Origin of the sequence: Janthinobacterium sp. SUN128, assembly GCF_030587275.1 — a bacterium.
In the GTDB taxonomy this organism is placed as follows: Bacteria; Pseudomonadota; Gammaproteobacteria; order Burkholderiales; family Burkholderiaceae_D; genus Janthinobacterium; species Janthinobacterium lividum.
Map to the genome: position 1 here is coordinate 1 of NZ_JAPWHY010000009.1, position 24,412 is coordinate 24,412.

21 protein-coding genes are annotated in these 24,412 nt (G+C 62.6%); 11 read left to right on the forward strand and 10 right to left on the reverse strand.

Going from position 1 to position 24,412, the window contains the following annotated elements:
* The 4 genes from O3297_RS28390 to rpsL all read right to left on the reverse strand — a co-directional run.
* A partial coding sequence (locus O3297_RS28390) for a GTP-binding protein (RefSeq protein WP_017452634.1) occupies positions 1–120 on the reverse strand: 120 nt, incomplete at its 3' end.
* Positions 121–192: 72 nt separating this feature from the next.
* Positions 193–2,298: an elongation factor G gene (gene fusA / locus O3297_RS28395; protein WP_034753184.1), complete on the reverse strand. Its 2,106-nt coding sequence runs from the start codon at positions 2,296–2,298 to the stop codon at positions 193–195.
* Positions 2,299–2,406: 108 nt separating this feature from the next.
* Positions 2,407–2,877 carry a 30S ribosomal protein S7 gene (rpsG, locus tag O3297_RS28400; RefSeq protein WP_010394377.1) on the reverse strand — a complete coding sequence of 157 codons (471 nt, stop codon included), beginning with the start codon at positions 2,875–2,877 and terminating at the stop codon, positions 2,407–2,409.
* Positions 2,878–3,029: 152 nt separating this feature from the next.
* Positions 3,030–3,413 (reverse strand): 30S ribosomal protein S12, encoded by a 384-nt coding sequence (gene rpsL, locus O3297_RS28405; RefSeq protein WP_010394376.1) that lies wholly within the window; start codon positions 3,411–3,413, stop codon positions 3,030–3,032.
* A gap of 425 nt (positions 3,414–3,838) precedes the next feature.
* Here rpsL and O3297_RS28410 point away from each other — a divergent pair, with 425 nt between their 5' ends.
* Positions 3,839–5,764 carry a phosphoethanolamine transferase gene (locus O3297_RS28410; RefSeq protein WP_305051240.1) on the forward strand — a complete coding sequence of 642 codons (1,926 nt, stop codon included), beginning with the start codon at positions 3,839–3,841 and terminating at the stop codon, positions 5,762–5,764.
* 9 nt (positions 5,765–5,773) lie between these two features.
* Here O3297_RS28410 and O3297_RS28415 read toward each other — a convergent pair whose 3' ends face one another.
* The gene (locus O3297_RS28415) at positions 5,774–7,360 is read right to left on the reverse strand and encodes a DNA mismatch repair protein MutS (protein WP_305051242.1); all 1,587 of its coding nucleotides are present in this window, start codon (positions 7,358–7,360) and stop codon (positions 5,774–5,776) included.
* A 186-nt stretch (positions 7,361–7,546) separates the two neighbouring features.
* Between O3297_RS28415 and O3297_RS28420 the strand changes: the two genes are divergently transcribed.
* The 8 genes from O3297_RS28420 to O3297_RS28455 all read left to right on the forward strand — a co-directional run bounded on the left by O3297_RS28420 (position 7,547) and on the right by O3297_RS28455 (position 16,465).
* The gene (locus O3297_RS28420; protein ID WP_305051244.1) at positions 7,547–8,812 is read left to right on the forward strand and encodes an efflux RND transporter periplasmic adaptor subunit; all 1,266 of its coding nucleotides are present in this window, start codon (positions 7,547–7,549) and stop codon (positions 8,810–8,812) included.
* Positions 8,813–8,839: 27 nt separating this feature from the next.
* Entirely contained in the window at positions 8,840–9,553 is a 714-nt protein-coding gene (locus O3297_RS28425) for an ABC transporter ATP-binding protein (RefSeq protein ID WP_070259929.1), read from the forward strand.
* Between the two features lie 8 nt (positions 9,554–9,561).
* A complete protein-coding gene (locus tag O3297_RS28430) occupies positions 9,562–10,884 on the forward strand; it encodes an ABC transporter permease (RefSeq protein WP_305051246.1) in 1,323 nt (440 codons plus the stop codon).
* Between the two features lie 28 nt (positions 10,885–10,912).
* On the forward strand, positions 10,913–12,151 hold the full coding sequence (locus tag O3297_RS28435; protein ID WP_211552328.1) for an ABC transporter permease: 1,239 nt from the start codon (positions 10,913–10,915) through the stop codon (positions 12,149–12,151).
* A gap of 28 nt (positions 12,152–12,179) precedes the next feature.
* Positions 12,180–13,532, forward strand: coding sequence for a sigma-54 dependent transcriptional regulator (locus tag O3297_RS28440; protein ID WP_305051247.1), 1,353 nt, complete (start codon positions 12,180–12,182; stop codon positions 13,530–13,532).
* Complete coding sequence (locus O3297_RS28445; RefSeq protein ID WP_370385454.1) at positions 13,532–14,863, forward strand: PAS domain-containing sensor histidine kinase; 1,332 nt, start codon at positions 13,532–13,534, stop codon at positions 14,861–14,863. Before O3297_RS28440 ends, O3297_RS28445 begins: the two co-directional genes overlap by 1 nt.
* Positions 14,864–15,102: 239 nt before the next feature.
* Complete coding sequence (locus tag O3297_RS28450; protein WP_211552326.1) at positions 15,103–15,627, forward strand: FxDxF family PEP-CTERM protein; 525 nt, start codon at positions 15,103–15,105, stop codon at positions 15,625–15,627.
* A 58-nt stretch (positions 15,628–15,685) separates the two neighbouring features.
* On the forward strand, positions 15,686–16,465 hold the full coding sequence (locus O3297_RS28455; protein ID WP_305051251.1) for a spermidine synthase: 780 nt from the start codon (positions 15,686–15,688) through the stop codon (positions 16,463–16,465).
* 11 nt (positions 16,466–16,476) lie between these two features.
* Here the strand turns inward: O3297_RS28455 and O3297_RS28460 are convergent, their stop codons facing one another.
* Positions 16,477–17,082, reverse strand: coding sequence for a hypothetical protein (locus O3297_RS28460; RefSeq protein ID WP_305051252.1), 606 nt, complete (start codon positions 17,080–17,082; stop codon positions 16,477–16,479).
* A gap of 67 nt (positions 17,083–17,149) precedes the next feature.
* Positions 17,150–18,619: a PLP-dependent aminotransferase family protein gene (locus O3297_RS28465; protein ID WP_305051253.1), complete on the reverse strand. Its 1,470-nt coding sequence runs from the start codon at positions 18,617–18,619 to the stop codon at positions 17,150–17,152.
* Positions 18,620–18,724: 105 nt separating this feature from the next.
* On the opposite strand from O3297_RS28465, the gene O3297_RS28470 reads away from it, so the two are divergent.
* Both O3297_RS28470 and O3297_RS28475 read left to right on the forward strand, forming a co-directional pair.
* Positions 18,725–19,384 carry a pyridoxamine 5'-phosphate oxidase family protein gene (locus O3297_RS28470; protein ID WP_070278884.1) on the forward strand — a complete coding sequence of 220 codons (660 nt, stop codon included), beginning with the start codon at positions 18,725–18,727 and terminating at the stop codon, positions 19,382–19,384.
* A gap of 85 nt (positions 19,385–19,469) precedes the next feature.
* Positions 19,470–20,300 carry a class I SAM-dependent methyltransferase gene (locus O3297_RS28475; RefSeq protein WP_305051255.1) on the forward strand — a complete coding sequence of 277 codons (831 nt, stop codon included), beginning with the start codon at positions 19,470–19,472 and terminating at the stop codon, positions 20,298–20,300.
* Between the two features lie 68 nt (positions 20,301–20,368).
* On the opposite strand, the gene O3297_RS28480 is transcribed toward O3297_RS28475, so the two are convergent.
* From O3297_RS28480 to O3297_RS28490, 3 genes are all read right to left on the reverse strand, one after another.
* Positions 20,369–20,563, reverse strand: coding sequence for a hypothetical protein (locus O3297_RS28480; RefSeq protein ID WP_034783267.1), 195 nt, complete (start codon positions 20,561–20,563; stop codon positions 20,369–20,371).
* A 279-nt stretch (positions 20,564–20,842) separates the two neighbouring features.
* Positions 20,843–22,480, reverse strand: a complete 1,638-nt coding sequence (locus tag O3297_RS28485) for a serine hydrolase (protein WP_305051257.1) — start codon at positions 22,478–22,480, stop codon at positions 20,843–20,845.
* A gap of 22 nt (positions 22,481–22,502) precedes the next feature.
* A complete protein-coding gene (locus O3297_RS28490) occupies positions 22,503–24,362 on the reverse strand; it encodes a M1 family metallopeptidase (protein ID WP_230523297.1) in 1,860 nt (619 codons plus the stop codon).
* Positions 24,363–24,412 lie beyond the last annotated feature (50 nt).

A 24,412-nucleotide genomic window follows, 5' to 3' on the forward strand; every position in this document is an offset into this window, starting at 1 on the left:
GAATTTCTTCGACAGAACCGTTGCGATTGCAGCGGTCAGCGTGGTTTTACCGTGGTCGACGTGGCCGATGGTGCCGACGTTGACGTGCGGCTTGGTCCGTTCGAATTTACCTTTTGCCATTTTATTCTTCCTTAGAACAATGATTTAAATGTAGGGACCGGCATTCTCGTGAAAGCCGGCCCGGAACTTCTATTACTTAGCTTTCGAGCTTACGATTGCTTCAGTCACATGCTTAGGTGCTTCAGCATAGTGCTTGAATTCCATCGTGTAAGTCGCACGACCTTGGGTCGACGAACGCAACGACGTGGCGTAACCGAACATTTCCGACAGAGGCACTTCGGCCTTGATGATCTTGCCGCCACCGCCAGCAATTTCATCCATACCTTGCACCATGCCGCGACGCGACGACAGATCGCCCATCACGGTACCGGCGTAGTCTTCCGGCGTTTCCACTTCCACGGCCATCATCGGCTCCAGGATGACTGGCGATGCTTTGCGGCAGCCATCTTTGAATGCCATCGAAGCGGCCATGCGGAATGCATTTTCGTTCGAGTCAACATCATGGTACGAACCGAAGAACAGCGTGACTTTAACGTCAACGACTGGGTAGCCAGCCATCACGCCCGAAGTCAGCGTGTCGCGCACACCTTTTTCAACTGCAGGGATGTATTCGCGAGGAACGGTACCGCCCTTGATCGCGTCAACGAATTCGAAGCCCTTGCCCGGTTCTTGCGGTTCGATCTTCAGAACCACGTGACCGTATTGACCACGACCACCCGATTGTTTGACGAATTTGCCTTCCGACTCTTCGCACACTTTACGGATCGTTTCGCGGTAAGCCACTTGTGGCTTGCCGACGGTCGCTTCAACGTTGAACTCACGCTTCATGCGGTCAACGATGATGTCCAGATGCAACTCGCCCATACCGGCGATGATGGTCTGGCCCGATTCTTCATCGGTACGCACGCGGAACGATGGATCTTCTGCTGCCAGACGGTTCAGCGCCAGGCCCATTTTTTCCTGGTCGGCCTTGGTTTTTGGCTCGACTGCCTGCGAAATCACTGGCTCAGGGAAGACCATGCGCTCCAGAACTACGCTGGCTTTTTCGTCGCAAAGCGTATCGCCAGTGGTGGTGTCTTTCAGACCCACAACGGCGGCGATGTCGCCAGCGCGCATTTCCTTGATTTCTTCGCGTTCGTTCGCTTGCATCTGCACGATACGGCCGATACGCTCTTTCTTCTGCTTCACGGAGTTCAACACCGAGTCGCCCGAATTCAGGGTACCCGAGTAGCAACGGATGAAGCACAACTGGCCCACGAACGGATCGGTTGCGATCTTGAACGCCAATGCCGAGAATTTCTCATTGTCGTCAGCTGCGCGCTCGACTGGCTGCTCGTCCTCGTCCAGACCTGGGACAGGTGGAATGTCGATTGGCGATGGCAGGTACTCGATGACCGCGTCCAACATCGCTTGCACGCCCTTGTTTTTAAAGGCGGTACCGCACAACATTGGAACGATTTCGCTGGCGATGGTACGCTGACGCAGGGCAGCCTTGATCTCTTCTTCCGAGAGGTCGCCTTCTTCCAGGTACTTGTTCATCAGGTCTTCCGACGCTTCAGCAGCGGCTTCAACCATGTTTTCGCGCCACTTGGCAGCATCAGCGGCCAGGTGTGCAGGAATGTCGCCGTATTCAAACTTCATGCCTTGCGAAGCGTCGTCCCAGATAACCGCTTTCATCTTGACCAGATCGATAACACCGGTGAAGACGTCTTCAGCGCCGATAGGCATCTGAATAGGTACTGGGTTGGCTTTCAGACGCGAACGCATCTGATCGTAGACCTTGAAGAAGTTGGCGCCGGTACGGTCCATCTTGTTCACGAAGGCCAGACGTGGCACTTTGTACTTGTTAGCCTGACGCCATACCGTTTCCGATTGTGGCTGCACGCCGCCGACTGCACAGTAAACCATGCAGGCGCCATCCAACACGCGCATCGAACGTTCCACTTCAATGGTGAAGTCAACGTGGCCTGGGGTGTCGATGATGTTGATGTGGTGAGCTGGGAAGTTGTTAGCCATGCCTTTCCAGAAGCACGTAACAGCAGCCGAGGTAATCGTGATACCGCGCTCTTGCTCCTGTGCCATCCAGTCGGTGGTGGCAGCGCCATCATGGACTTCGCCCAGCTTGTGGTTCACGCCTGTGTAGAACAGGACGCGCTCGGTCGTGGTCGTCTTACCTGCATCGATGTGAGCGGAGATACCGATATTACGATAGCGCTCAATGGGGGTCTTGCGGGCCATAATTAATCCTAAATGAATGGACAAAACCGAGCAGCATTTTTTTGCAAAAATGAGCCCGGCCTCGAACAACAGATGCTTGACAGCCGCCTTGCGGTAGCTGGCTTTATATTAGAAGCGGAAATGCGAGAACGCTTTGTTCGCTTCAGCCATACGATGGACTTCGTCGCGTTTTTTCATCGCGCCGCCGCGGCTTTCAGCCGCTTCCATCAGCTCACCGCCGAGGCGTTGTGGCATCGATTTTTCGCTGCGCTTGTTAGCAGCTTCACGCAACCAACGCATGGACAGAGCCATACGACGGACTGGGCGAACTTCAACCGGCACCTGGTAGTTTGCACCACCGACGCGACGGGATTTCACCTCAACCAGCGGCTTGGCGTTGTTGATTGCGGTAGCAAAAACTTCGAGTGGATCTTTGCCCGATTTTGCTGCGATGTGCTCGAAAGCACCGTAGATGATGTTTTCTGCAACCGATTTCTTACCGGACAGCATCAGCACGTTTACAAATTTAGCGACATCAGTGTTGCCGAATTTTGGATCTGGCAAAATTTCGCGCTTGGGTACTTCACGACGACGTGGCATATCAATTCCTTTCAATCTTCAGTTGAGCGCGCGTTCTTCGCACACTCGCGGACGACCATCATAGTCCTCCACTTACTCGACCAGATGCGGTCGACTACATTCACTTAGCTAGTTGCCACTGAGCGAAACTTGGGTTTGCTGCGTACAACTTATTACTTCTTGCCTGCTTTAGCGCGCTTGGTACCGTACTTCGAACGCGATTGCTTACGGTCTTTAACGCCTTGGGTATCCAGGGCACCGCGAACCATGTGGTAACGCACACCCGGCAAATCCTTAACGCGACCGCCGCGCAGCAGCACAACACTATGCTCTTGCAGGTTATGGCCTTCACCGCCAATGTACGAAATAACTTCGAAACCATTGGTCAGACGAACTTTAGCGACTTTACGCAGAGCCGAGTTTGGCTTCTTTGGAGTCGTGGTGTAAACACGTGTGCAGACGCCACGTTTTTGCGGGCTGTTTTCCAGCGCCGGCGATTTGCTCTTCACGGTCAAAGCGACGCGTGGATTGCGAATCAATTGATTGATGGTTGGCATCGTTATAAATCCAACAAAAAACTACGATTAATAACCCGGGCAAGATGCCCGGCGACTAAAACCTCGTCCCGCTTTCATCTACTGCGCACCGGAGGCGCCCGCAGCCACTCGATAAGGAGCGGCCATGAAATGCCAAGCAATACGTAAACGATGAGCAGAATAAAATCGAGAACTCGCTAGTTTAGACCTTGTGTTACAGGGGGTCAATCAGTTTACCGCTTTTTGCTATAAAAAAAGGCAAAAAAGAGGCGCTTTTGTGGCATTTTGACTAATCTTTGGCCGCAGCGCGCGGACACCGGCGCTACGCGGCAATTGATGATTTGACATTCTTTCTCTGCGGCCAAGCACCGGACGCGCACATTCTTGTATGACCGCAAGATAACAAAAGGATTGATAATAGCGGACATTTTTCGCTGCCCTCCCTTATGCGCTCCTTGCTTCGCCCCGCCAATCTGTTCCTGCTCCTGACGTATGCCTTGCTGACGGCCGTGCCCTTCATTCCCGCGCTGCTGGGGCGCGCCCCCGAGCATCCCTGGCAGATACTCACCTTCGAGCTGCTGGCCTGGCTGGCCGTCTGGAGCGTGTTCAAGCGCCCCGCGTATTTCCACTGGCTGCTGGTGCCTGCCTTCCTGGCCCTGCCGACGGAAATCTACCTGTTCATCTTCTATGGCCAGGGCATTTCCACGCACCACCTGGGCATCATCTTTGAAACCAGCCCCAAGGAAGCGATGGAATTCCTCGGGCAAAAAGTGTGGCTGATGGGCGCCGTCATGCTGGGCGTGATCGCCTGGTGCCTGCTCGGCTGGTATGCGGCCACGCGCACGCGCGACCTCGACTGGCGCGGCAAGACGCGCCCGGCCGCCTTCGTGCTGCTGATCCTGCTGGGCGGCTTCTGGTGGTATGGCTATGAATTCGGTTTCGAGGCCAAGGTCCTGCACAGCACCGCCGCACCGGCCAAGGCCAGCGGGCCGGCGGTCAGCGGCAAGGCGGGCGCCTCCGGCTTCGGCGACGCCAGCTCGGCCGACGATGAAACGGCCGAGGAAGACGAAGAAAGCAGCAAGCCGGAAAACGCCAGCATCGCCGGCGCCGACGAGACGGGCCTGGGCTGGCCCAGCCTGCCCCATTGGGCGCGTCTGCCCTACGCCTTCGACACTGTCAGCAACTCCTGGCCTTTCGGCCTGGCCGCGCGCGGCTTCGATTTCTACAAGGAGCGTCGCTACCTGGCCGAGCTGGGACAGAAAAGCAGCAGCTTCCGTTTCGGCGCGCACCAGCAGCACCCCGATCCCCATCCGGAAGTGGTGGTCATGGTAATCGGTGAATCGTCGCGCTACGACCGCTGGAGCCTGAACGGCTATGAACGCGACACCAATCCCCTGCTGAAGCAGGAAGCCAACCTGGTGCCGCTGGCCGACGTCATCACGGCCGTTTCCGCCACGCGCCTGTCCGTGCCCGTCATCATCTCGCGCAAGCCGGCCACGCAAAGCCTCAAGGATGGCTTCTCGGAGAAATCCTTCCTCACCGCCTACAAGGAAGCGGGCTTCAAGACCTACTGGCTGTCGAACCAGATTTCGTTCGGCCAGTTCGACACGCCCGTGTCCGTCTTTGCCAAGGAAGCGGACGTGGTGCAATTTTTGAACCTGGGCGGCTTTACCAACAATTCAAACTTCGACCAGATCCTGTTCGACCCGTTCAAGAACGCGCTGGCCGACCCCGCGCCGAAAAAACTCATCGTGCTGCACACCCTGGGCAGCCACTGGAACTACAGCCAGCGCTATCCGAAAGCGTTCGACAAGTGGCAACCGTCGCTGTTCGGCGTCGACAAGCCCGTCTACACGGACACGGCCATCAAGCCGCAGCTGAACAACAGCTACGACAGTTCCATCCTGTACACGGACTGGTTCCTGTCGAACGTGATCGGCATGCTGAAGGACGATGGCCAGCGCACCGCCCTGCGCAGCTCGCTCGTCTATGTGGCCGACCATGGCCAGACCCTGTACGACGGCACCTGCCGCCTGGCCTTCCACGGCCACAACACACAGTTCGAATTCCACGTGCCCGCCTTCGTCTGGTACTCGCCGCAATTCCAGCGGCACTATCCGGACAAGGTGACACAGCTGCAGCGCCATCAAAAGGCGCGCCTGTCGACGGAAAACATGTTCCATACGCTGCTCGACCTGGGCGACATCCGCTTCGCCGGCGAACAGCCCGAGTGGAGCATCGCCAGCCCCCGCTTCAAGCAGCACAAGCGCTACGTCGACAGCTACGGCTGGACCAACTACGACAACGCCATCATCCGCAGCGATTGCCGCGAAGTGATCGACAAGAGCACGCCGGAAAAGCAGGAAAAATAAGCGCGACCATCAGACCCGTTCGAGCACGCCGCCGCAATCGGCCGGCTGCGCCATGTGCGTGCTGAGCCAGTCGAAGACGCGCCCGGCCTTGTCTGCGATACCGGCGTCAAAGCCGCGCTGCGCCAGCAGGGCGATGCCATTCGTGGCCTGCAGCACGCCCGGCGCCAGCAGCAGCGCGCCGGCGTCATCGCGGCCCACGCACCACGGCGCCAGGCAGTCTTCCAGCAGCGGCCCCAATACCAGATTGTGCGACGAGACGATCACCAGGTGGCGCGCGGCCAGGGAATGCAGCACGGCGGCGGCCGCCGCCACGGATTCGAGGTGGTTCGTGCCGCGGAAGATTTCATCGATCAGGAACAGCGCCGGCGCGCCCTTCTCGGCCAGCGCCAGCAATTCGCGTGCACGCCGCAATTCGGCGATATATAAACTTTCGCCGCCGTCGAGCGAATCGTCATTCTGCATGCTCGCATACACGGCCAGGCGCGGCACATCAGCACTGTCCGCATAACAGAAGCCAAAGGCCCGCGCACAGACCAGGTTCAAGCCTATGCAACGCAGCAAGGTACTCTTGCCGATGCCGTTCTGGCCGGAGATGAAGCCCCCCTTGCCCTGCACGCCGAACGACAACGGCGCAGCTCTCTCCAGCAAGGGATGCAGCATGCCCCGCAAGGCCAGCACGCGCGGCGCCGCAATGCCCGCCCAGCAAAACACGGGGGTCGCATGCAATTGCCGCGCCAGCGCCAGGTCCGCTTCCAGCTGGGCCACCTGGGTAAAGCTATCGCGCAGGAAGGGCAACTGCTGCGCGACCAGTTGGCGCGTGCGGAAATAGCGCTTGACGTTTTTCAGCAGGAGCCAGTCGCCATATTCGACCAGCAGCGTATCGATGAAGGGCACGTAATGCAGCAGCGAGCGCTCGATGGCGCGCGTCAGCTTGGCCGCCTGCGCGCTGCCGGCAGCCAATGGCAAGGCTGCCGGTACATCGAGCCACACCAGCGCGGCACGGGTTTTCAGCAGATGGCGCAAGGTATCGAGCGTGCGTTCCCATAGCTTGGCGCTTTCGTAAAAACGCACCTGCACGGTCATCAGCGCAACACAGGCGGCCAGCACGCCAAACAGCGCCGGCCAACCTGCCAGCCAGCTGGCGGCGATGGCCAGCAGCAAGGCCAGCGGCACCAGCCATAGCCAGGCACTCCACCATGGCGCCGCTGCCAGCGCCGCACCGAACAGGGTCTCGCTCACTTCCGTATCGGCCTGGCGCAAGGGCAGGCAGGCGCGCTGTAGGCTCGCCGCCTGGGCCGGGTCATCCAGCAATCGCTGGACGCGCGCAATGGAGCCAGGATCGGCCTGGCCGCCGCTCAGGCGTCGGTGCAGCTCCTGCTGGCCAAAGATGCTGGTCTCGCGCGCCAGTTGCGACGCGTACTGGTCGAGCAACAGTTCGTTCCAGGTCTGACCATCGAGCGATGGCGCCTCGCCCGTCAGCCGCTGCAGCATCGCCACGTCGCTGCGCGCAAAAGGATAATCGAGCGCTGGCGCAAAGGCACGGGCAGGGAAAATTTGCTGGAAAAACGGATGCATGGCGCCTTGGGGAGGAGTCAAAAAAGAGTCGCCACAGCAGATGCAGGCGATTGCCAATTTATCAAGTGGAACCTGCGCGGACGGACACGCTGGACGGCGCGGACACGGCGGACAGCCGGACGCCAGAATTTTTCCCGATTCAAATCAATGACTTAACAACTGGCATGGATCGTGCATTGGAAAAGGCATCCTTCACGAGACCTGACCATGATCCGCGATACCTCCTCCCAAGACGCCGTACTGTCCGCCCCGCCGGGCCAGCGCCACAAGAAACGCGCCCTGCTGCTGGCCGGCGCCGCCGTCGTCATCGGCGCCGCCATCGCTGCCGTTACCGGCTGGCGCAACAGCGAACATTCCGTCAATGCCGACCGCCTGCGCATCGCCGACGTCACGCGCGGCACCCTGATCCGCGACGCCGCCGTGAACGGACGCGTGGTGGCCGCCATCAGCCCCACGCTGTATTCGACCACCGTGGCCACCGTCACGCTGAAAGCGAAGGCCGGCGACACCGTCAAAAAGGGCGATATCCTCGCCGTGCTGGAATCGCCCGACCTGTCGGACGCGCTGAAACGCGAGCAGTCGAGCGTGCAGCAGCTGGAAGCGGAAGTGGCGCGCCAGCAGATCCTGGCCAAGAAACAGAAACTGCTGGCCCGGCGCGAAGCGGATACGGCGGAAATCGAGCGCCTGTCCGCCCAGCGCACGCTGGAGCGCTATGAAAGCGTGGCGCAGGTGGGCATCATTGCCAAGATCGATTACCAGAAGGCCAAGGATGCCTTGAATTCCGCCGAGATCCGCAGCAAGCACGCTTCGCAGGCGGCCGGCCTGGAAGGCGAAGACGTGACCCTGGCGCTGAAGACCCGGGTCAACGAACTGGAACGCCAGCGCCTGAGCCGCGACAACGCGCAGCGCAGGGTCGACGAGCTGACCGTGCGTGCGCCCGTCAATGGCTTCATCGGCACGCTGTCGGTGGCCAACCGCAGCGTGGTGCAGGCCAACACGGCCCTGATGACCCTGGTCGACCTGTCGCAGCTGGAAGTGGAGCTGGAAGTGCCGGAAACGTATGTGGCCGACATCGGCCTGGGCATGAGCGCCGAGATCGAGACGGGCGCCATCAAGGCGACCGGCAAGCTGTCGGCGCTGTCGCCCGAAGTGGTCAAGAACCAAGTGCTGGCGCGCGTGCGCTTCAACGGCGAACAGCCGGCCGGCCTGCGCCAGAACCAGCGCGTCTCGGCACGCCTGCTGATCGACGAGCGGCCCAATGTGCTGATGCTGGCGCGCGGTTCCTTCGTCGAAGCGGAAGGCGGACGCTTTGCCTACGTGGTGCGCGATGGCGTGGCCGTCCGCACGCCCATCAAGCTGGGCGCCACCAGCGTCTCTGCCGTCGAGATTCTCGGCGGCCTGAAACTGGGCGACAAGGTGGTGGTCGCCGGCACGGAAAATTTCGCGAACGCGGCCCGCGTCTCGCTCAACTAACAATACTCATCCAACCAGGAGCCCTCCATGCTGCGCATGCAAAACCTGAGCAAGATCTACCGCACCCACATGATCGAAACGCACGCGCTGCGCGGCTTCGAGATCCACGTCCGCCAGGGCGAATTCGTCACCGTCACGGGACCGTCCGGCTCCGGCAAGACGAGCTTCCTGAACATCGCCGGCCTGCTCGAGGAATTTACGGATGGCGAATACATCCTCGACGGCGTCAACGTCAGGGGCATGGACGACAATGCCCGCTCGCGCCTGCGCAATGAAAAACTGGGCTTCATCTTCCAGGGTTTCAACCTGATTCCCGACCTGTCGCTGTTCGACAATGTCGACGTGCCGCTGCGCTACCGGGGTTTCAACCGCGCCGAACGCAAGGAGCGCATCGAGGAGGCGCTGGCCAAGGTGGGCCTGGCGTCGCGCATGAAGCACTATCCGGCCGAATTGTCGGGCGGCCAGCAGCAGCGCGTGGCCATCGCGCGCGCACTGGCCGGCTCGCCGAAACTGCTGCTGGCCGATGAACCGACGGGCAACCTGGACACGCAGATGGCGCGCGGCGTGATGGAGCTGCTGGAAGAAATCAATGCGCAAGGCACCACCATCCTGATGGTCACGCACGATCCGGAACTGGCACTGCGCAGCCAGCGCAATGTGCACATCATCGACGGCCAGGTGTCGGACCTGGTACAGCATGGCGCCACGCTGTCGCTCAAGCCGCAGCACGCGACCGCCTAGGAGCCGCCATGTTCCAATACTATTTCAAGCTGGGCCTGCGCAACCTGCGCCGCAATCCCGCCCTGACGGCGCTGATGGTGCTGACCCTGGCCGTCGGCGTGGCCGCCAGCGTGGCCACCGTCACCATCCTGCATGCGATGTCGGGCGATCCGCTGCCGCACAAGAGCGACCGCCTGTTCGTGCCGATGATCGATGTAGTTCCCTTGAAAGGCTATACGCCGGGCACCAAACCCAGCTTTGGCCAGTCACAGCTCGCCTATACCGATGCGAAGAACTTCATGGCCAGCAAGATGGGCATCCGCCGCAGTGTCATGTACGGCGTGGCCGGACCCGTGGAGCCGGCGCGCAGGGACCTCGGCGCCTTCCGGGCCCAGGGCCTGGCCCCCACGCGCGATTTCTTCGCCATGTTTGAAGTACCGTTCCTGTATGGCCAGCCATGGAGCGAGGCCGACGACGCCAGCGGCGCCGACGTCATCGTCCTGAGCCGCGCCCTGGCGGAAAAGCTGCTGGGCACAACCAATCCCGTGGGCCAGCGCGTGACGGTGCTGGGACGCCCCTATCTGGTCAGCGGCGTGCTCGATCGCTGGGATCCCGTGCCGCGCGTGCACCGCATCATCGGCAGCAAGGGCGCCTTTGGCACGGAAGATGAATTCTTCATTCCGTTTGCCAGTGCCATCCGCCACGAAACGGGACATGACGGCGGCATGGCCTGCAGCGGCGTCGAGCGCAGCCCCGGTTACCAGGGCATCCTGGCATCGGACTGCACCTGGCTGCAATTCTGGTTTGAAATGGCCAGCGCCGGCGAACGCAGCGAGCTGCAGGCTTATCTCGACAGCTATGCGGCCGAACAGCGCAAGCTGGGCCGCATGCCACGCCATGCGCCCAACATGCTGTACGACGTCAGGCAGTGGCTCGATTTCCTCAACGTGGTCGACAACGACAACAAGCTGGCTGCCTGGCTGGCCTTCGGCTTCCTGCTGCTCTGCCTGGTCAACACCATCGGCCTGCTGCTGGCCAAGTTCTCCGCGCGGGCGGCGGAAGTCGGCATCCGCCGCGCACTGGGCGCCACGCGGCGCGACATCTTCCGCCAGTTCCTGATCGAGACCGGCGTCATCGGCCTGGCCGGCGGCGTGCTGGGCCTGCTGCTGGCCTATGCCGCCCTGGCCGTGGTGAGCGCGCAATCGAGGGAGCTGGGCACCGTGGCGCACCTGGATGTCCCGATGCTGCTGCTGACGTTTGCCGTTTCCGTACTGGCGGCCTTGCTCGCAGGACTGTTGCCCACCTGGCGCGCCTGCCAGGTCACGCCGGCCATGCAACTCAAATCCCAATGACACCCACCATTTCACAATGAGGCCCCACATGGAAATCCGCCCCATCCTGTCGGCGCTGATGCGCAACAAGACCGGCGCCGTGCTCGTCGCCGTGCAAGTTGCCATCAGCCTGGCCATCCTGGCCAACGCCTTGTACATCGTCAACCTGCGCCAGGCCATCGCCGCCCGTCCCACCGGCGTAGCGGCCGAAAACGACATCTTCTATGTCAAAGTCCAGAGCATGGACAAAGGCAGCCCGCAGCGCCAGATAGCCGAACAGAAGCGCCAGGCCGCGATACTGCGCGCCCTGCCGGGCGTGGTCTCCGTGGCGCAAACCACGCAGGCCGTGCTGTCGCGTTCCGGCAGCAGCACCAACGTCGCGGCCAAACGCGGACAGGCCGAGGCCAGCGCCAGCACCTCGATGTACGTCACGCCCGATTCGCTGGTCAGGACATATGGCCTGAAGCTGGTGGAAGGCCGCGATTTCCATCCCGACGAGGTCCCGGAAATCAATGAAGACGTCGATGAAACCTTCCCCAAGGTGGTGATCGTGACGCGCGCCGCGGCGCAAAAAATCTGGCCAGGCGAAACCAGCTTTGTCGGCAAACCCCTGTTCAATGGCACCGGCGACAACGATGACGAGATGCGCGTGATCGGCGTGGTGGAACGGCTGCAGACGCAGGTCGGCCAGGTCAGCGCCCAGGGCGAGTATTCGATCATCCTGCCGGCGCGCCTGACGGGCGGGCGCGATTCGCTGCTATTTGCCGTGCGGGCAGAACCAGGCCAGCGCAACCGCCTGATGAAGGAGGCGGAACAAGCCATCCGCACGTCCAGCACCGAGCGCCTGCTGGTGCGCACGGATACCCTGGAGCAGCACCGCAAGACACGTTATCTGGCAGACCAGGGCTTGTCCTGGATGCTCATCGCCGTCAGCACCCTGCTGCTGCTGGTGACGGCCAGCGGCATCGTCGGCATCGCCAGCCTGTGGGTCTCGCAGCGGCGCAAGCAGATCGGCGTGCGCCGCGCGCTCGGTGCGCGCCGCATCGACATCCTGCGCTACTTCCTGACGGAGAATTTCATGATCACCAGCGTCGGCGTGGCGGCTGGCGTGGTGCTGGCGCTGGGCCTGAATCAGCTGCTGGTCAGCCAGCTGGAAATGGCGCGCCTGCCGCCCGGCTACCTGCTGGCCGGCGCGCTGGTATTCTGGCTGCTGGGCGTGGGCGCCGTGTATGGGCCAGCCTGGCGCGCTGCCAGTATTTCGCCGGCCACGGCCACCCGCAGTACCTGAGCCGGCACCTGAGTGATATGCTGCGCGCATGCCTACTGTACTGATTATTGACGACAATGCCGCCGTGGCCATCGCGCTGGACGTGCTGTTCTCCCTGCACGAGATCGACGCCGTGCGCGCCGCCTCGCCCGAGGAGGGCCTGCAGCTGCTCGAGCGCCACGCCATCGACCTGGTGGTGCAGGACATGAACTTCACGGCCGACACCACTTCGGGAGAGGAAGGCAGCGCGCTGTTCCACGCGATCCGCGCGCGCTACCCGGATCTGCCCGTGATCCTGCTGACGGCATGGACACAGCTCGACGCGGCCGTCGACCTGATCAAGTCCGGCGCGGCCGACTACCTGGCCAAGCCATGGGATGACCGGCGCCTGATCGCTTCCGTGCAGAACCTGCTGGAACTGGGACAGGCCAGCCGCGCGCTGCGCCAGCGCGTCGTGGCCGAGCAGCGCCAGCGCCACGCGCTGGAAAAAGACTTCGACTTGCGCGGCATGGTGTGGCAAGACCCGGCCACGGAAAGAGTCGTGCACCTGGCGTGCCAGGTGGCCCGGGCCGACGTGCCCGTGCTCATTTCGGGACCAAATGGCAGCGGCAAGGAACGCATCGCCGCCATCGTGCAAGCCAATTCCCAGGTCGCCAGCGGCCCCTTCGTCGTGCTCAATTGCGGCGCCGTGCCGGTCGAGCTGATCGAGGCGGAACTGTTCGGTGCCGAGGCGGGCGCCTACACGGGCATCACGCGCGCGCGCGACGGCAAGTTCGACGCGGCCGACGGCGGCACCTTGTTCCTCGACGAGATCGGCAACCTGCCGCTGGCCGGGCAAATGAAACTGCTGCGCGTACTGGAAACGGGACGCTTCGAGCGCCTCGGCTCGAACCGCGAGCGGCAAGTGAAAGTGCGCGTCATCAGCGCCAGCAACGCCGACCTGCCTGGGATGATCAAGGCCGGCACGTTTCGCGAAGACCTGTTCTACCGCCTGAACGTGATCGAACTGCGCCTGCCGCCGCTGGCCCAGCGCCCGCTCGACATCCTGGTGCTGGCACAGCATTTCCTGGGCAGCGAAAAAACCCTGGACGCGCAAGCGCAGGCCACCCTGCTGGCGCACGGCTGGCCCGGCAACGTGCGCGAACTGAAAAACGTCATGCAGCGCGCCAGCCTGCTGACGGCCGGTCCCGTGATCCGCGCACAGGAAACGGGCTTGCCGCTGGCGGGTGTGCCATCGCTGCGCGCGCCGCAGGATGGCGCCGCGACGGAGCCGGACCACGACAGCGTCACCGCGGCGCTCGCGCGCGCACACGGCGTGGTAGCGCAGGCGGCACAGGAACTGGGGCTGTCGCGCCAGGCGCTGTACCGGCGCATGGAACGCCTGGGCATCGCGCGCGGCTGATGGCCTACCGTCCCATGCGCCTTTCCCTGCTCACGCGCTGGACGGCGCTGATCGTCACCCTGCTGGTGCTGGGCATCGTCATCGCCCTGCTGCTCGCGCATTTTTTACCCGGCCAGCCGCTGCTGGTGCTGGCTGGTACCCTGCTGTGCGTGCTGCCGGTGGCCGTGATTACCATCCGCGCACAGCTGCAAGCGATGCTGTCGCTGTTTCGCGCCTTGAGCGGCACCGTCGCCAGCTACCAGGACGGCGACTTCGGCTTCAGCCTGCGCTGGCCGCAGAATGACGAACTGGCCGACCTGGTGGCGGCCCATAATGCGCTGGGCGACGTGCTGCGCAAGCAGCGCCTGGACCTGGTGCAGCGCGAACTGCTGCTCGACACCATGGTGCAAAACACGCCGGTGGCCATGCTGCTGGTGGCCGAGGGCAGCGCTATCGTCTACGCCAACCTGGCCGCGCGCCAGCTGCTGCACCACGGCCGCCGGCTCGAGGGGCATCATCTGGCCGACATCGTGCAACAGGCGGCGCCGGCCCTGGCCGAAGCGCTGGCGCGCCGCAGCGACGGCTTGTTTACCAGCGGCGAAGGGGAGCAGGAAGAGGTATATCACCTGGCGCGGCGCAGCTTCAGCCTGAACGGGCGCAAGCACGAACTGCTGCTGTTGCGCCAGCTGACCCTGGAACTGCGGCGCCAGGAAGTGCAGACCTGGAAAAAAGTCATCCGCGTCATCAGCCATGAACTCAACAACTCGCTGGCGCCGCTGGCCTCGCTGGCCCATTCCGGCGCCGAGCTGGTGCGCCGCGGCCAGACGGAGCGCCTGCCGCAAATCCTTGCCACCATCGAGGAGCGCACGCGCCACCTGGAAACCTTCATCCTCGGCTATGCGCGCTTTGCCAAGCTGCCCGCGCCACGCCTGGCGCCGTGCGAGTGGCAGCCCTTTCTCGACAGCCTGGCCTCGCAGGCGGCTTTCGCGCTCGACTGCGTACCGCCCGCACAGGCGGCCGTGTTCGATGCGGCGCAAATGCAGCAGGCACTGCTGAACCTGCTCAAGAATGCGCTGGAATCCGGTTCGCGGCAAGAGCATATCGGCCTGCACGTCAGCCAGGCGCAAGGGCAGCTGCGCATCGAAGTGCGCGACCGCGGCCCGGGCATGAGCGGCGCCGTGCTGGAAAATGCGCTGGTACCGTTTTATTCCACCAAGCGCAGCGGCACGGGACTTGGCCTGGCGCTGGCGCGCGAAATCGCCGAAGCCCATGGCGGGCGCATCACCCTGGCCAACCGCGAAGGTGGCGGCCTGGCGGTGACATTGATTCTGCCCTTGCTGGACAGAAATTAGTTACTGGCGTAACGATTTTTTCATCACACGCTGCGCAATTATTTTTCGGTACAATATTGATAATTATAGTTTTTAATATTGCAACTTCATGAGCGCCATGCCCGTGTGTTAGAAATAAGCTATTTAAGTTTGCATAATGATATAAAAATAGCTCATTGACAATGAAATGTCCTGGCGATAATTTATCTGAGCGGCACGGTTTTTTTTGAAACATTAATCGTTTTTTCGCGGGGATAAATATGAAACTGAAATCACTCATCGCAGCAGCGGTACTGGGCGCTGCAACCATCGGTAGCGCATATGCTGCGTCGTACACCATCAACCTGACCAACACCACGGGCAACCTGTGGACGGGGGGCTTCAACGCCACTCCCACGCCGCTAGGCGCCTTTACCGATACGTTCACGTTCACTCCCGACGCGACTTTCGGTTCGACCGCGCAAGCCTTCCTTGCCAACCTGTCGGTCACGGGCAGCGACCCGGCTTCCATCAACTTCACCAGCGCCAATCTGAACGGCATCTCCCTGACCGGTTTTGGCGGCCCCACCGTCTTCGGCTATGCCCAGGGCGAGGTGCTGGCGCCAACCACACTGCTGTTCAACGGTCCGATGGTCCTCACCGTCATGGGCAACAGCAACGGCGGCAGCTATGGCGGCACCTTCAACCTGAACCTGGCGCCCGTTCCTGAACCGGAAACGTATGGCATGCTGCTGGCCGGCCTGGGCATACTGGGCTTCCTGGCACGACGCCGCAAGCAATCTTGAGCTCCCCCCCAAAAGACGCTGCGGCGTCTTTTTTTCACCCGGCTGCTAAACTGGCGCCATGACGACCGACTTTACCTCCACCAGCCATACCGCTTTCAGCCACCCGGGCCACCCGCCTGCCACCACCACCGAACACCGCGGCATCCGCTACCTGCACCTGGGCACCAAGTGGGTGCAGGGCGCCATGCGCCTGGACAAGCCAGATGCCATCGAGCTCGAATACGTGCAGATGATGATGATGTGGATGCTGTTCAAGACGCAGCCCAAACGCATCGTGCAGCTGGGACTGGGCAGCGCCGCGCTGACCAAATTCAGCTACCGCCGCTTCCCCGACGCCACGGTCACGGCCATTGAACTCAATCCGAACGTGATCGCCATCTGCGGCGCCCAGTTCGCGCTGCCGCCGAACGACGCGCGCCTCGATGTGCGTGAAATGAATGCGCTCGACTTCGTGCTCGATCCTGCCAACCACGGCACGGTCGACGCGCTGCAAGTGGACCTGTACGACGAAGACGCGCGCGGTCCCGTGCTCGACACGCCAGAGTTCTACCAGGCTTGCCACGACTGCCTGGCGGACGACGGCATCATGTGCACGAATGTCTTCGGCGACTTCCCCAACTACGACAAGAATCTACAGGCGATGGAACTGGTTTTCGACGCCGTCGTCTGGGTGCCGGAAATGGAAGATGAAAACATCGTCGTGCTGGCCTTCAAAAAATCGCCATCGCTCGACTTCAGCGATTTATACGAACGCGCCGCCGCCATCAAGAAGCAGTTCAACCTGCCCGCCAAGAACTGGGTCAATGGCTTGAAGCAGTGGATGCAGGACCAGCAGTAAGCCATGCGATCTCATTCCAGGACAGGCTGCCAGTTTCCTGCGGCGCGATAAAACCCCAGGCTCTTGCCGCCGTTGAAGCGCGCGGCTTTCATCAGGTCAGCGAGCTCGCTGGAGATCAACAGGTCGCCCGATTGCGCATCCCTGGCGATCTGCCTGGGCGCCAGTTCCTCGTCGCGCAAAAACGTCCGCGTGAAGTAGATGACGTTGCCCTTGTCATCTTTTTCCGCGATTGAACGTTCGAGGTCCACCGTCTGTACGTGTTGCGTCGCATTCACGATGTAAAACGGCTGCTCCACAGGTTCACCGCCCGCCATGATGCAGGCGGGAGCGAGCAATTCCACGTCCTGGCCGGCGGCGCCGGCCAGGAACCCGGCCAGGCGGGCCGAGACCAGCGGCACGTCCCCCAGCAGCCACAGACAGTCATGTTTCAGGAGCCTTTCCCGGGTGCAGACGAAATGCACGGGGGGCCTGTCCATACCGAACGGATACGGAGCCCCCTGCAGCAGCGCCAGATAGTCGAAGTTCGATCCAGCCGTCTCATAGGATCCACCTTCCTTGTCGTAGGAGCCGATCAGTTTGTCATGGTAATCAACCGGGGCTTTCCAGCTCAGTATCATGGGTAGTCCTCTTCCTCGTCCTGGCAAAGGCCTATTGTGACCGCTTCGCCTGCCCAGCCGCGCCAGCTTACGCAAGCAGCGCGCCCAGGCGGCGTGCCAGGCCGTCCATGTTCTCGGCCGGCACCTGCGCATAACCGAGCAGGAAGCCGTTCCAGCCCATCCCTTCTCCCGTGCCGTGCGCGGACAGGGCCAGCGCCACGATGCCGTCCTGCGCGGCGCTCCGGCTCAGCGCCAGGTCATCCCATTCCGTTTCATGAAAACGCAGCGCCAGGTGCATGCCGGCCGTGCCGCCATGGATGGCCGCGCCGCCACACGCATGGCGCTGCAAGGCCTCGCTCAAGGCGTCGCGGCGCTGGCGGTACAGGCGGCGCATGCGGCGCACGTGGCGCGCAAACAGGCCGCTGCGCAGGAAGTCGGCCAGCGCCAGCTGTTCGGCTACCCGTCCGCGCGCGGCGCCCTGCGCCTGCATCTGCGCGAAGGCGCCGGCCAGCGCGGACGGCACGACGATAAAGGCGATGCGCAAGGCGGGAAACATGGTCTTGCTGAAGGTGCCCAGGTACACGACGGGCGCGTCGGCCACCAGTCCCTGCATGGCGGCCAGGGGCGGGCCGCCATGGCGAAATTCGCTGTCGTAATCGTCTTCGATGATCAGGGCGCCGGCCACGCGCGCGCGTTCGAGCAGCGCCATGCGGCGCGCGGGACTGAGCACGCTGCCCGTCGGATACTGGTGCGACGGCGTGGTGTAGATCAGGCGCGGCGGCGTCTCGCGCCAGTCGTCATCCGTCGGCGCGATGCCATCCATGTCAACGGCGATGCCCGTCACCTGCAAGCCGGCGCCGCGGCCCGCAGCCAGCGCGCCGCCATAGCCGGGATGCTCGATCCACAAGGTATCGCCCTGGTCGGCAAAGGCGCGCAGGCAGACATCGAGGCTGCTCTGCGTGCCGTCCGTGATGAACACCTGGCCCGCATCGCAGACAACGCCGCGCGCGGCGCGCAAATGCTCGGCGATGGCCATGCGCAGCTGCGGCTCGCCGGCAGGGTCGCCGTAATTGAGCTGGCGCGGCGTCAGCGCCCGCCATGCGCGGTCCAGCATGCGCCGCCACTGCGCCAGCGGGAATTCATCGAGCGCCGGCACGCCAGGCGCGAACGCGCCCATGGCGTCGGCGGGAAACACCAGCGCCGCATTCACATCCTGTCCCGCCACGCCGCGCAAATGCCGGGCGCGGCGCGACAAGCCATCCTTGCTGCCGGCCGCCGGCACGGCTTCCGGCATGCCGGCGCTGCCGGCGACGACGGTGCCGCGCCGGTCCGGCAAGACAAACCCTTCGCTGGCCAATTGCTCGTAGGCGTACAGCACGGTATTGCGCGCCAGTCCCAGTTCGGCGGCCAGCACGCGCGTGGCGGCCAGCCGCGTGCCGGGCGCCAATTGCCCGCTGCGGATCGCCGCGCGCAGGCATTCATGCAGCAGGCGCTGGCGCGGCCAGCCCCGCTCGCGGTGCGTGCGCTCGAATGCATCAAGCAGCAAAGCAAAATCCATGCGTTTCCTTGGTGGCTCCAAATTATTTGTCGGTTCTGGATCTTTTTTCAGGGCCAGATGCCGATTATAGTGCGGCCTGCTTCTTCAACCAACCGGACTTCCGCCGTGACCGCTACCGCCCTGCCTCCCAGCCCCCGTACCCGCGTGCGCCGCGTCGCCGAACTGGCCAGCTACGAGCAAGCCACCCTGTACGCCATCGTCGATGCCGCCTACCTGTGCCATATCGCCTTCCGCGACGACACGGGCAGCCATTGCATCCCGACCGCCTGCTGGCGCATCGGCGGGCACCTGTACATCCATGGCTCGAACGGCAGCCGCATGCTCAAGCAGCTCTTGCACGATACCGATGTGTGCGTAACGGTGAGCCATCTCGACGGCCTGGTGCTGGCGCGCTCCGCCTTCAATCACACGATGAACTACCGCTCGGCGATGGTGTACGGGCAGTTTGAAAAAGTGAGCGATATCGGCCAGCAGCATGCGGCCATGGATGCGCTGATGGAAAAACTGGCGCCGGGACGCCTGGCGCAGGTGCGCGGCGGCAGCGCCAAGGAATACGCGGCCACCACCGTGCTGCGCATCGCGCTCGACGAATGCGCCGTCAAACAGCGCAAGGGCGGCCCGCTCGACGACGCGGGCGACATGGCGCATGCCGTCTGGACGGGCGAACTGCCGTTTACGCACGGGCGGGGCGCAGCCATCGCCGATGCGCTCAACACCAGCGAAATGCCCGCGTATGCAGCCGCATGGGGGACGGAATCCGCTTGACCGGCCAGCGTGCTTGCCCGATGATCGGCGTTGATGGCGATCGCCACCAATTGAGCAACCGATCCAATCACGCATGGAGCATATGATGATGAAGCGAGTAACCCTGACCGCGGCCTTGACGGTCATGCTGGCCTGTGGCGGCAGCGGTGCGGCACTGGCCGCCGATGCGGGCGACGCGGCCCTGAAGGCGGCCATCGCCGGCAGTGCGCGCACGCCGGCCAACGCGCTGCGCGACAGCGCCCGCCATCCGTATGAAACGCTGGCGTTCTTCGGCATCAAGCCGACCATGACAGTGGTGGAACTGGCGCCCGGCGGCGGCTGGTACACGGAGATCCTGGCACCCTACCTGCGCGACAACGGCAAGCTGATCGCCGCCGGCAACGACCCGCAGTCAAGCAGCGAAGGCGCCCGCCGCGGCGCGGCGCGCTTCCAGCAAAAGCTCGACGCCAACCCGGCGGCTTTCGGCAAGGTGGAGATCGGCGCCTTCGCGCCGCCCACCACCTACCGCATCGCGCCCAAGGGTACGGCCGACATGGTGCTCACCTTCCGCAATATCCACAACTGGATACCCATCGGCGAAGCCGGCATGCAGACCTTGTTCAAGGAAGTGTACGACAGCCTGAAACCGGGCGGCGTGTTCGGCGTCGTCGAGCACCGCCTGCCGGCCAACAAGGCGCAGGATGCCACGGCCAGCAGCGGCTACATGCACGAAGCGTATGTGATCAAGCTGGCTGAAGGCGCAGGTTTCAAACTGGCGGCCAAGTCGGACATCAACGCCAATCCGAAGGACCATGCCGACCACCATGGCGGCGTGTGGGCGCTGCCGCCGACCTATGCCAACAAGGATGTGGACCGGGCCAAATACACGGCCATCGGCGAGAGCGACCGCATGACCCTGAAATTCGTCAAACCCTGAGTCACTGACAAGACGATGGCGGCGGGCCGAAACGGCGCGCCGCCATCGTCCTGTGCGCGCAGCGCGCCTTACAGGTAAATGCCGTACACGCCACACAGGCGCTTGACCAGGGAGCAGGAGCTGGCATCGCCATCCGTCACGCACGCGGTATAGGCTTCCTCGCAGGTTTCACGGGTTGGCAGGGCATATGCGGAAGAACTGATGGCGCCGGCAAAACCGACGGCGGCGCAAAAGACAAATACGGCTTTTTTCACATTGATCATTTTTATCCCGTTCCCAAAGAGTTGAGTTGTTATATAAAACCACTGGAAGACAAAGACGCCAGCCGCCGGAAACTGCCTGTCGAGAGACGAATTTCATGGCGCACGGAAATAGTAACACCTTGAAAAGTTAATAAATACGCAAACAATAAAACAAGATAACGTTTCTTTTTCATCCCATTTCATGGAATAAAAACTGGCCCGCCGCCCTCCTGCCGTGCATTTGCATGGAAACAGGCGAAAAAAAACCGCAGCACAGGCTGCGGTTCTTGTATCGATACCTTATTTCTTTGCTTCCTTCGGCTTCACCGGCACCAGGCTCAGATCCTGGAAGTCGTAGCTGAAATCCGTCTCGGCCGACACCGGCGCCATTTTTACCCGATCGATGCTGCCATCGGGATTGAGCGAGAACGTCACGTAGGCATCGGCGTTGAAATTGCGCTCCTTCCAGCGCACGATAAAGGTGTCGTGCTGCCAGTGTTCCAGCTCGCCCGTCAGGTCCGGCGTGCGCGTGAAGCTGAGGATGTGCTTCTTGCCTTCCGGACGGATAGTGACCTTGCCATACCAGGCATCCTCATACTCGCCGTCATACGCCGCCAGCGGCAGCGATGGCTGCGATCTGGCCGCACGTGCGCTCGACGCCTTGCCCTGCTTTTTCACTTCCTCGGCATGCTGGTCCTGCTCCACCTTGGCCACCAGCGCCAGCCAGTCCGACGGCGCCGCCTGCAGGTAATGGTCGAGGATGCGCCATTGCAGCGCCGTCATGGAACCGCCATTTTCCGCATTGGTCAGAATGGCCACGCCCAGCTTTGCTTCCGGCACCATCACCACGCGCGAATAAAATCCTTGCAGCGCGCCGCCGTGCATGGCCACTTTCATGCCCTTGTAGTCGCGCAGCTGGAAGCCCAGTCCATACGCGCTGAAATTCGGTTTCGTTGCGGCCAGCGCCGGCTTCGGCTCGGAAATCTTGATCGGCGTTTGCGCCGTCCACATCTCGCGGCCCTGCTTTTCACTGAACAGGCGCGCGTCCTTGCCATCCTTGTCCTTCACGCCGGCGATCTTGCCGCCGTCTAGCAGCACCATCATCCACTTGGCGATATCTTCCGCATTCGTGTTGATGCCGACGGCACCCACGGCATTCGGCACGGGCATGGACTTGACGGCGGCGATCTTGCCGTCGATCTTGCTGTGCGCACTGGCGACGTCGGACTTGCCCGCGTTTTCAAGCAGGCTGGTGGTGGTGCCCGTCATGCCCAGCGGCGCCAGGATGCGTTCATGCATGGCCTCGCCCCAGCTTTTCCCCGCCTTGTCGGCGATGATCTTGCCGGCCACGATATACAGCAGGTTATCGTAGGCATAGCTGTTGCGAAAACTCGTGGCCGGACGGATGTAGCGCAGCTTCTCGATGATCTCGTCGGTGCTGAACGTGGTGGTCGGCCACCACAGCAAATCGCCCGCGCCCAGGCCCAGGCCACTGCGGTGCGTGAGCAGGTCGCGGATGGTCATGGCACCCGTCACGTAGGAATCGTGCATCTGGAAACCGGGCAAGTGCTTGGTGACGGGATCGTCCCAGGCCAGCTTGCCATCGTCGACCAGCATGGCCAGCGCGGCGGCCGTGAAGCCTTTCGAATTCGATGCCACTTCGAACAGGGTCTGCGCATCGACAGCGGCCGGTTCGCCCAGCTTGCGTACGCCAAAGCCCTTGGCGGTGACGACCTTGCCATCCTTGACGATGGCGATCGCCATGCCGGGCACGTCGAACACTTTCAGGGCGGTGGCAACGTCGCGGTCAAGATCGAAGGCGGGCGCGGGCGCCGGTGCAGCGGCAACGACGGGTGCGGCGTCCAAAGCCAGCGCCGGCACGGTGATGCTGGAAAACGCCAGCACGATGGCGGCGGCAAGACGGTTCATGGTATGCATGGTCAGGATGTCCAAAGAAGGTTCAATGCGCTTGCGCGGCCATCAATTTATCAACGCTCTCCTGCGTCACCGGGTGGTAGCGTTCACGCGCCTTCGCATACACGTCCTTGGCCCAGGCATGGCCCTGCGGCGTCTTCATCAAGGCGCTGTACAGGGGCACGACGAACTTCTGGCGGCCCACGCTCATCAGGAACGCCTGCAAGGGTTGGCGCACATCGTAGCCGGCGTTCACGGAGGCCAGATAAAAGCGGTAAGCGACTTCATTGTTGCCGCTCTTGCCCACGCCGTAGGCCTGGTCCAGCTCACGCAATTGCGCTGCGCTGGCCTTGTTGTTGATATCGTTCAGGAAGTGCATCGATTCGATGGCGATCCACTTGTCCATGCCCAGGTCCTTGGTCGCCAGCTCGCCTTTCAGCCAGGCGTCGCGGTGCTGGTCGAGCAGTGCCAGGCGCGGCGAGACGACGCGTTGCGCGCTGGCCGGCACGCCGGTGCCATACAGCCATTCATCGAGTTCCGCTTCCGGCATCACGTCCGGATGCTGCGCCAGCAGGTTCTTGCGCAGGTAGGCGATGAACTGCTCCGTCGTCACGCTCTGGAATGCATGCTGGTCGAACCAGCCGCGCAGGAAGGGGTCGAATACGGCGCGGCCGGCACGGCGCTCCATGGTGGCTAGGAACCAGGCGCCTTTCGGGTAGATGATGCCATCGTCCGTGTAGGTTTCAGCGGGATTGGCGTCCGCATCGCGCGTGATCAATGCCGTTTTCGCTGCCGGCAATTCGCGGATCGCAGCGGCCAGTTCTTCCTGGTCGACCTGCACGCCCATCTGCGCCACTTCGCTGCCATACAGCTGCTCGACGATGCGCGTGGTGACGTAGGTAGTGAAGCCTTCGTTGAGCCACATGTGCTTCCACGAGGCATTGGTGACCAGGTTGCCCGACCACGAGTGGGCCAGTTCATGCGCGATCAGGTCGACCAGGCTGCGGTCGCCCGCGATCATGGTCGGCGTAAGGAAGGTCAGGCGCGGGTTTTCCATGCCGCCGTAGGGGAACGATGGCGGCAGCACGATCATGTCGTAGCGCCCCCAGCCATACGGACCGTACAGCGCTTCGGCTGCCTGGATCATCTTTTCCGTGTCGGCCAGCTCGTATTCGGCCGCCTTGATGCGCGGCGGTTCGGCATATACGGCGGAACGGGGACCGAGCTTGCGCACTTCCAGTTCGCCGATGGCGATGGCCAGCAGGTACGAGGGGATCGGCTGCGGCATCCTGAATTTCCAGCCGCCCTTGCCCGTCGCCTTTTCGTCATTCTCGGCGCTCATCACGACGCGCATGCCCGCTGGCGCATCGATGCGCGCGCTGTACGTAAAGCGCACGGCCGGCGTATCCTGCGACGGTACCCACGAGCGGGCGTTGATACTTTGCGACTGGCTGAACATGAAAGGCAGCTTGCCCGACATGGTCTGCTGCGGCGTGAGCCACTGCAGCGCGATGGCGTTCGGCGCCGTGTGATAGTAGACGCGCACCTTGCCCGGCTGGCCCGTGGTGGTGATGCGCAGCGCCTGGCCTTTTTCCGGATCGGCCTTGTCCAGCTGGTACGGCGCCATCTGCCATGCGCCGCGCTTGTCCTGTACCTGCACTTTCGCGATCGACAAATCGCGCGTATCGAGTACCAGGGTACGCGCCGCCGGATCGATCCAGTTCAAGGACAGCTCCGCATAGCCGGACAGGGTCTTTTGCTTGAAGTCCGCTTTCAGGTCCAGCTGCAGGTCGCGCGTGCGCACCTGGTCGTAGCGCGCGTAGCTGAGGGGGTCGGCGTGCGCGGCCAGGGTTACCTGGCAAAGTAGCGCACAGCCCAGCGCGCGCAGGAAGGTCAAAGTTTGCATGGTCGTCTTTTGAATGATTTGCGAAAGCCCCGGTCCGTGTGCGCCGGGGC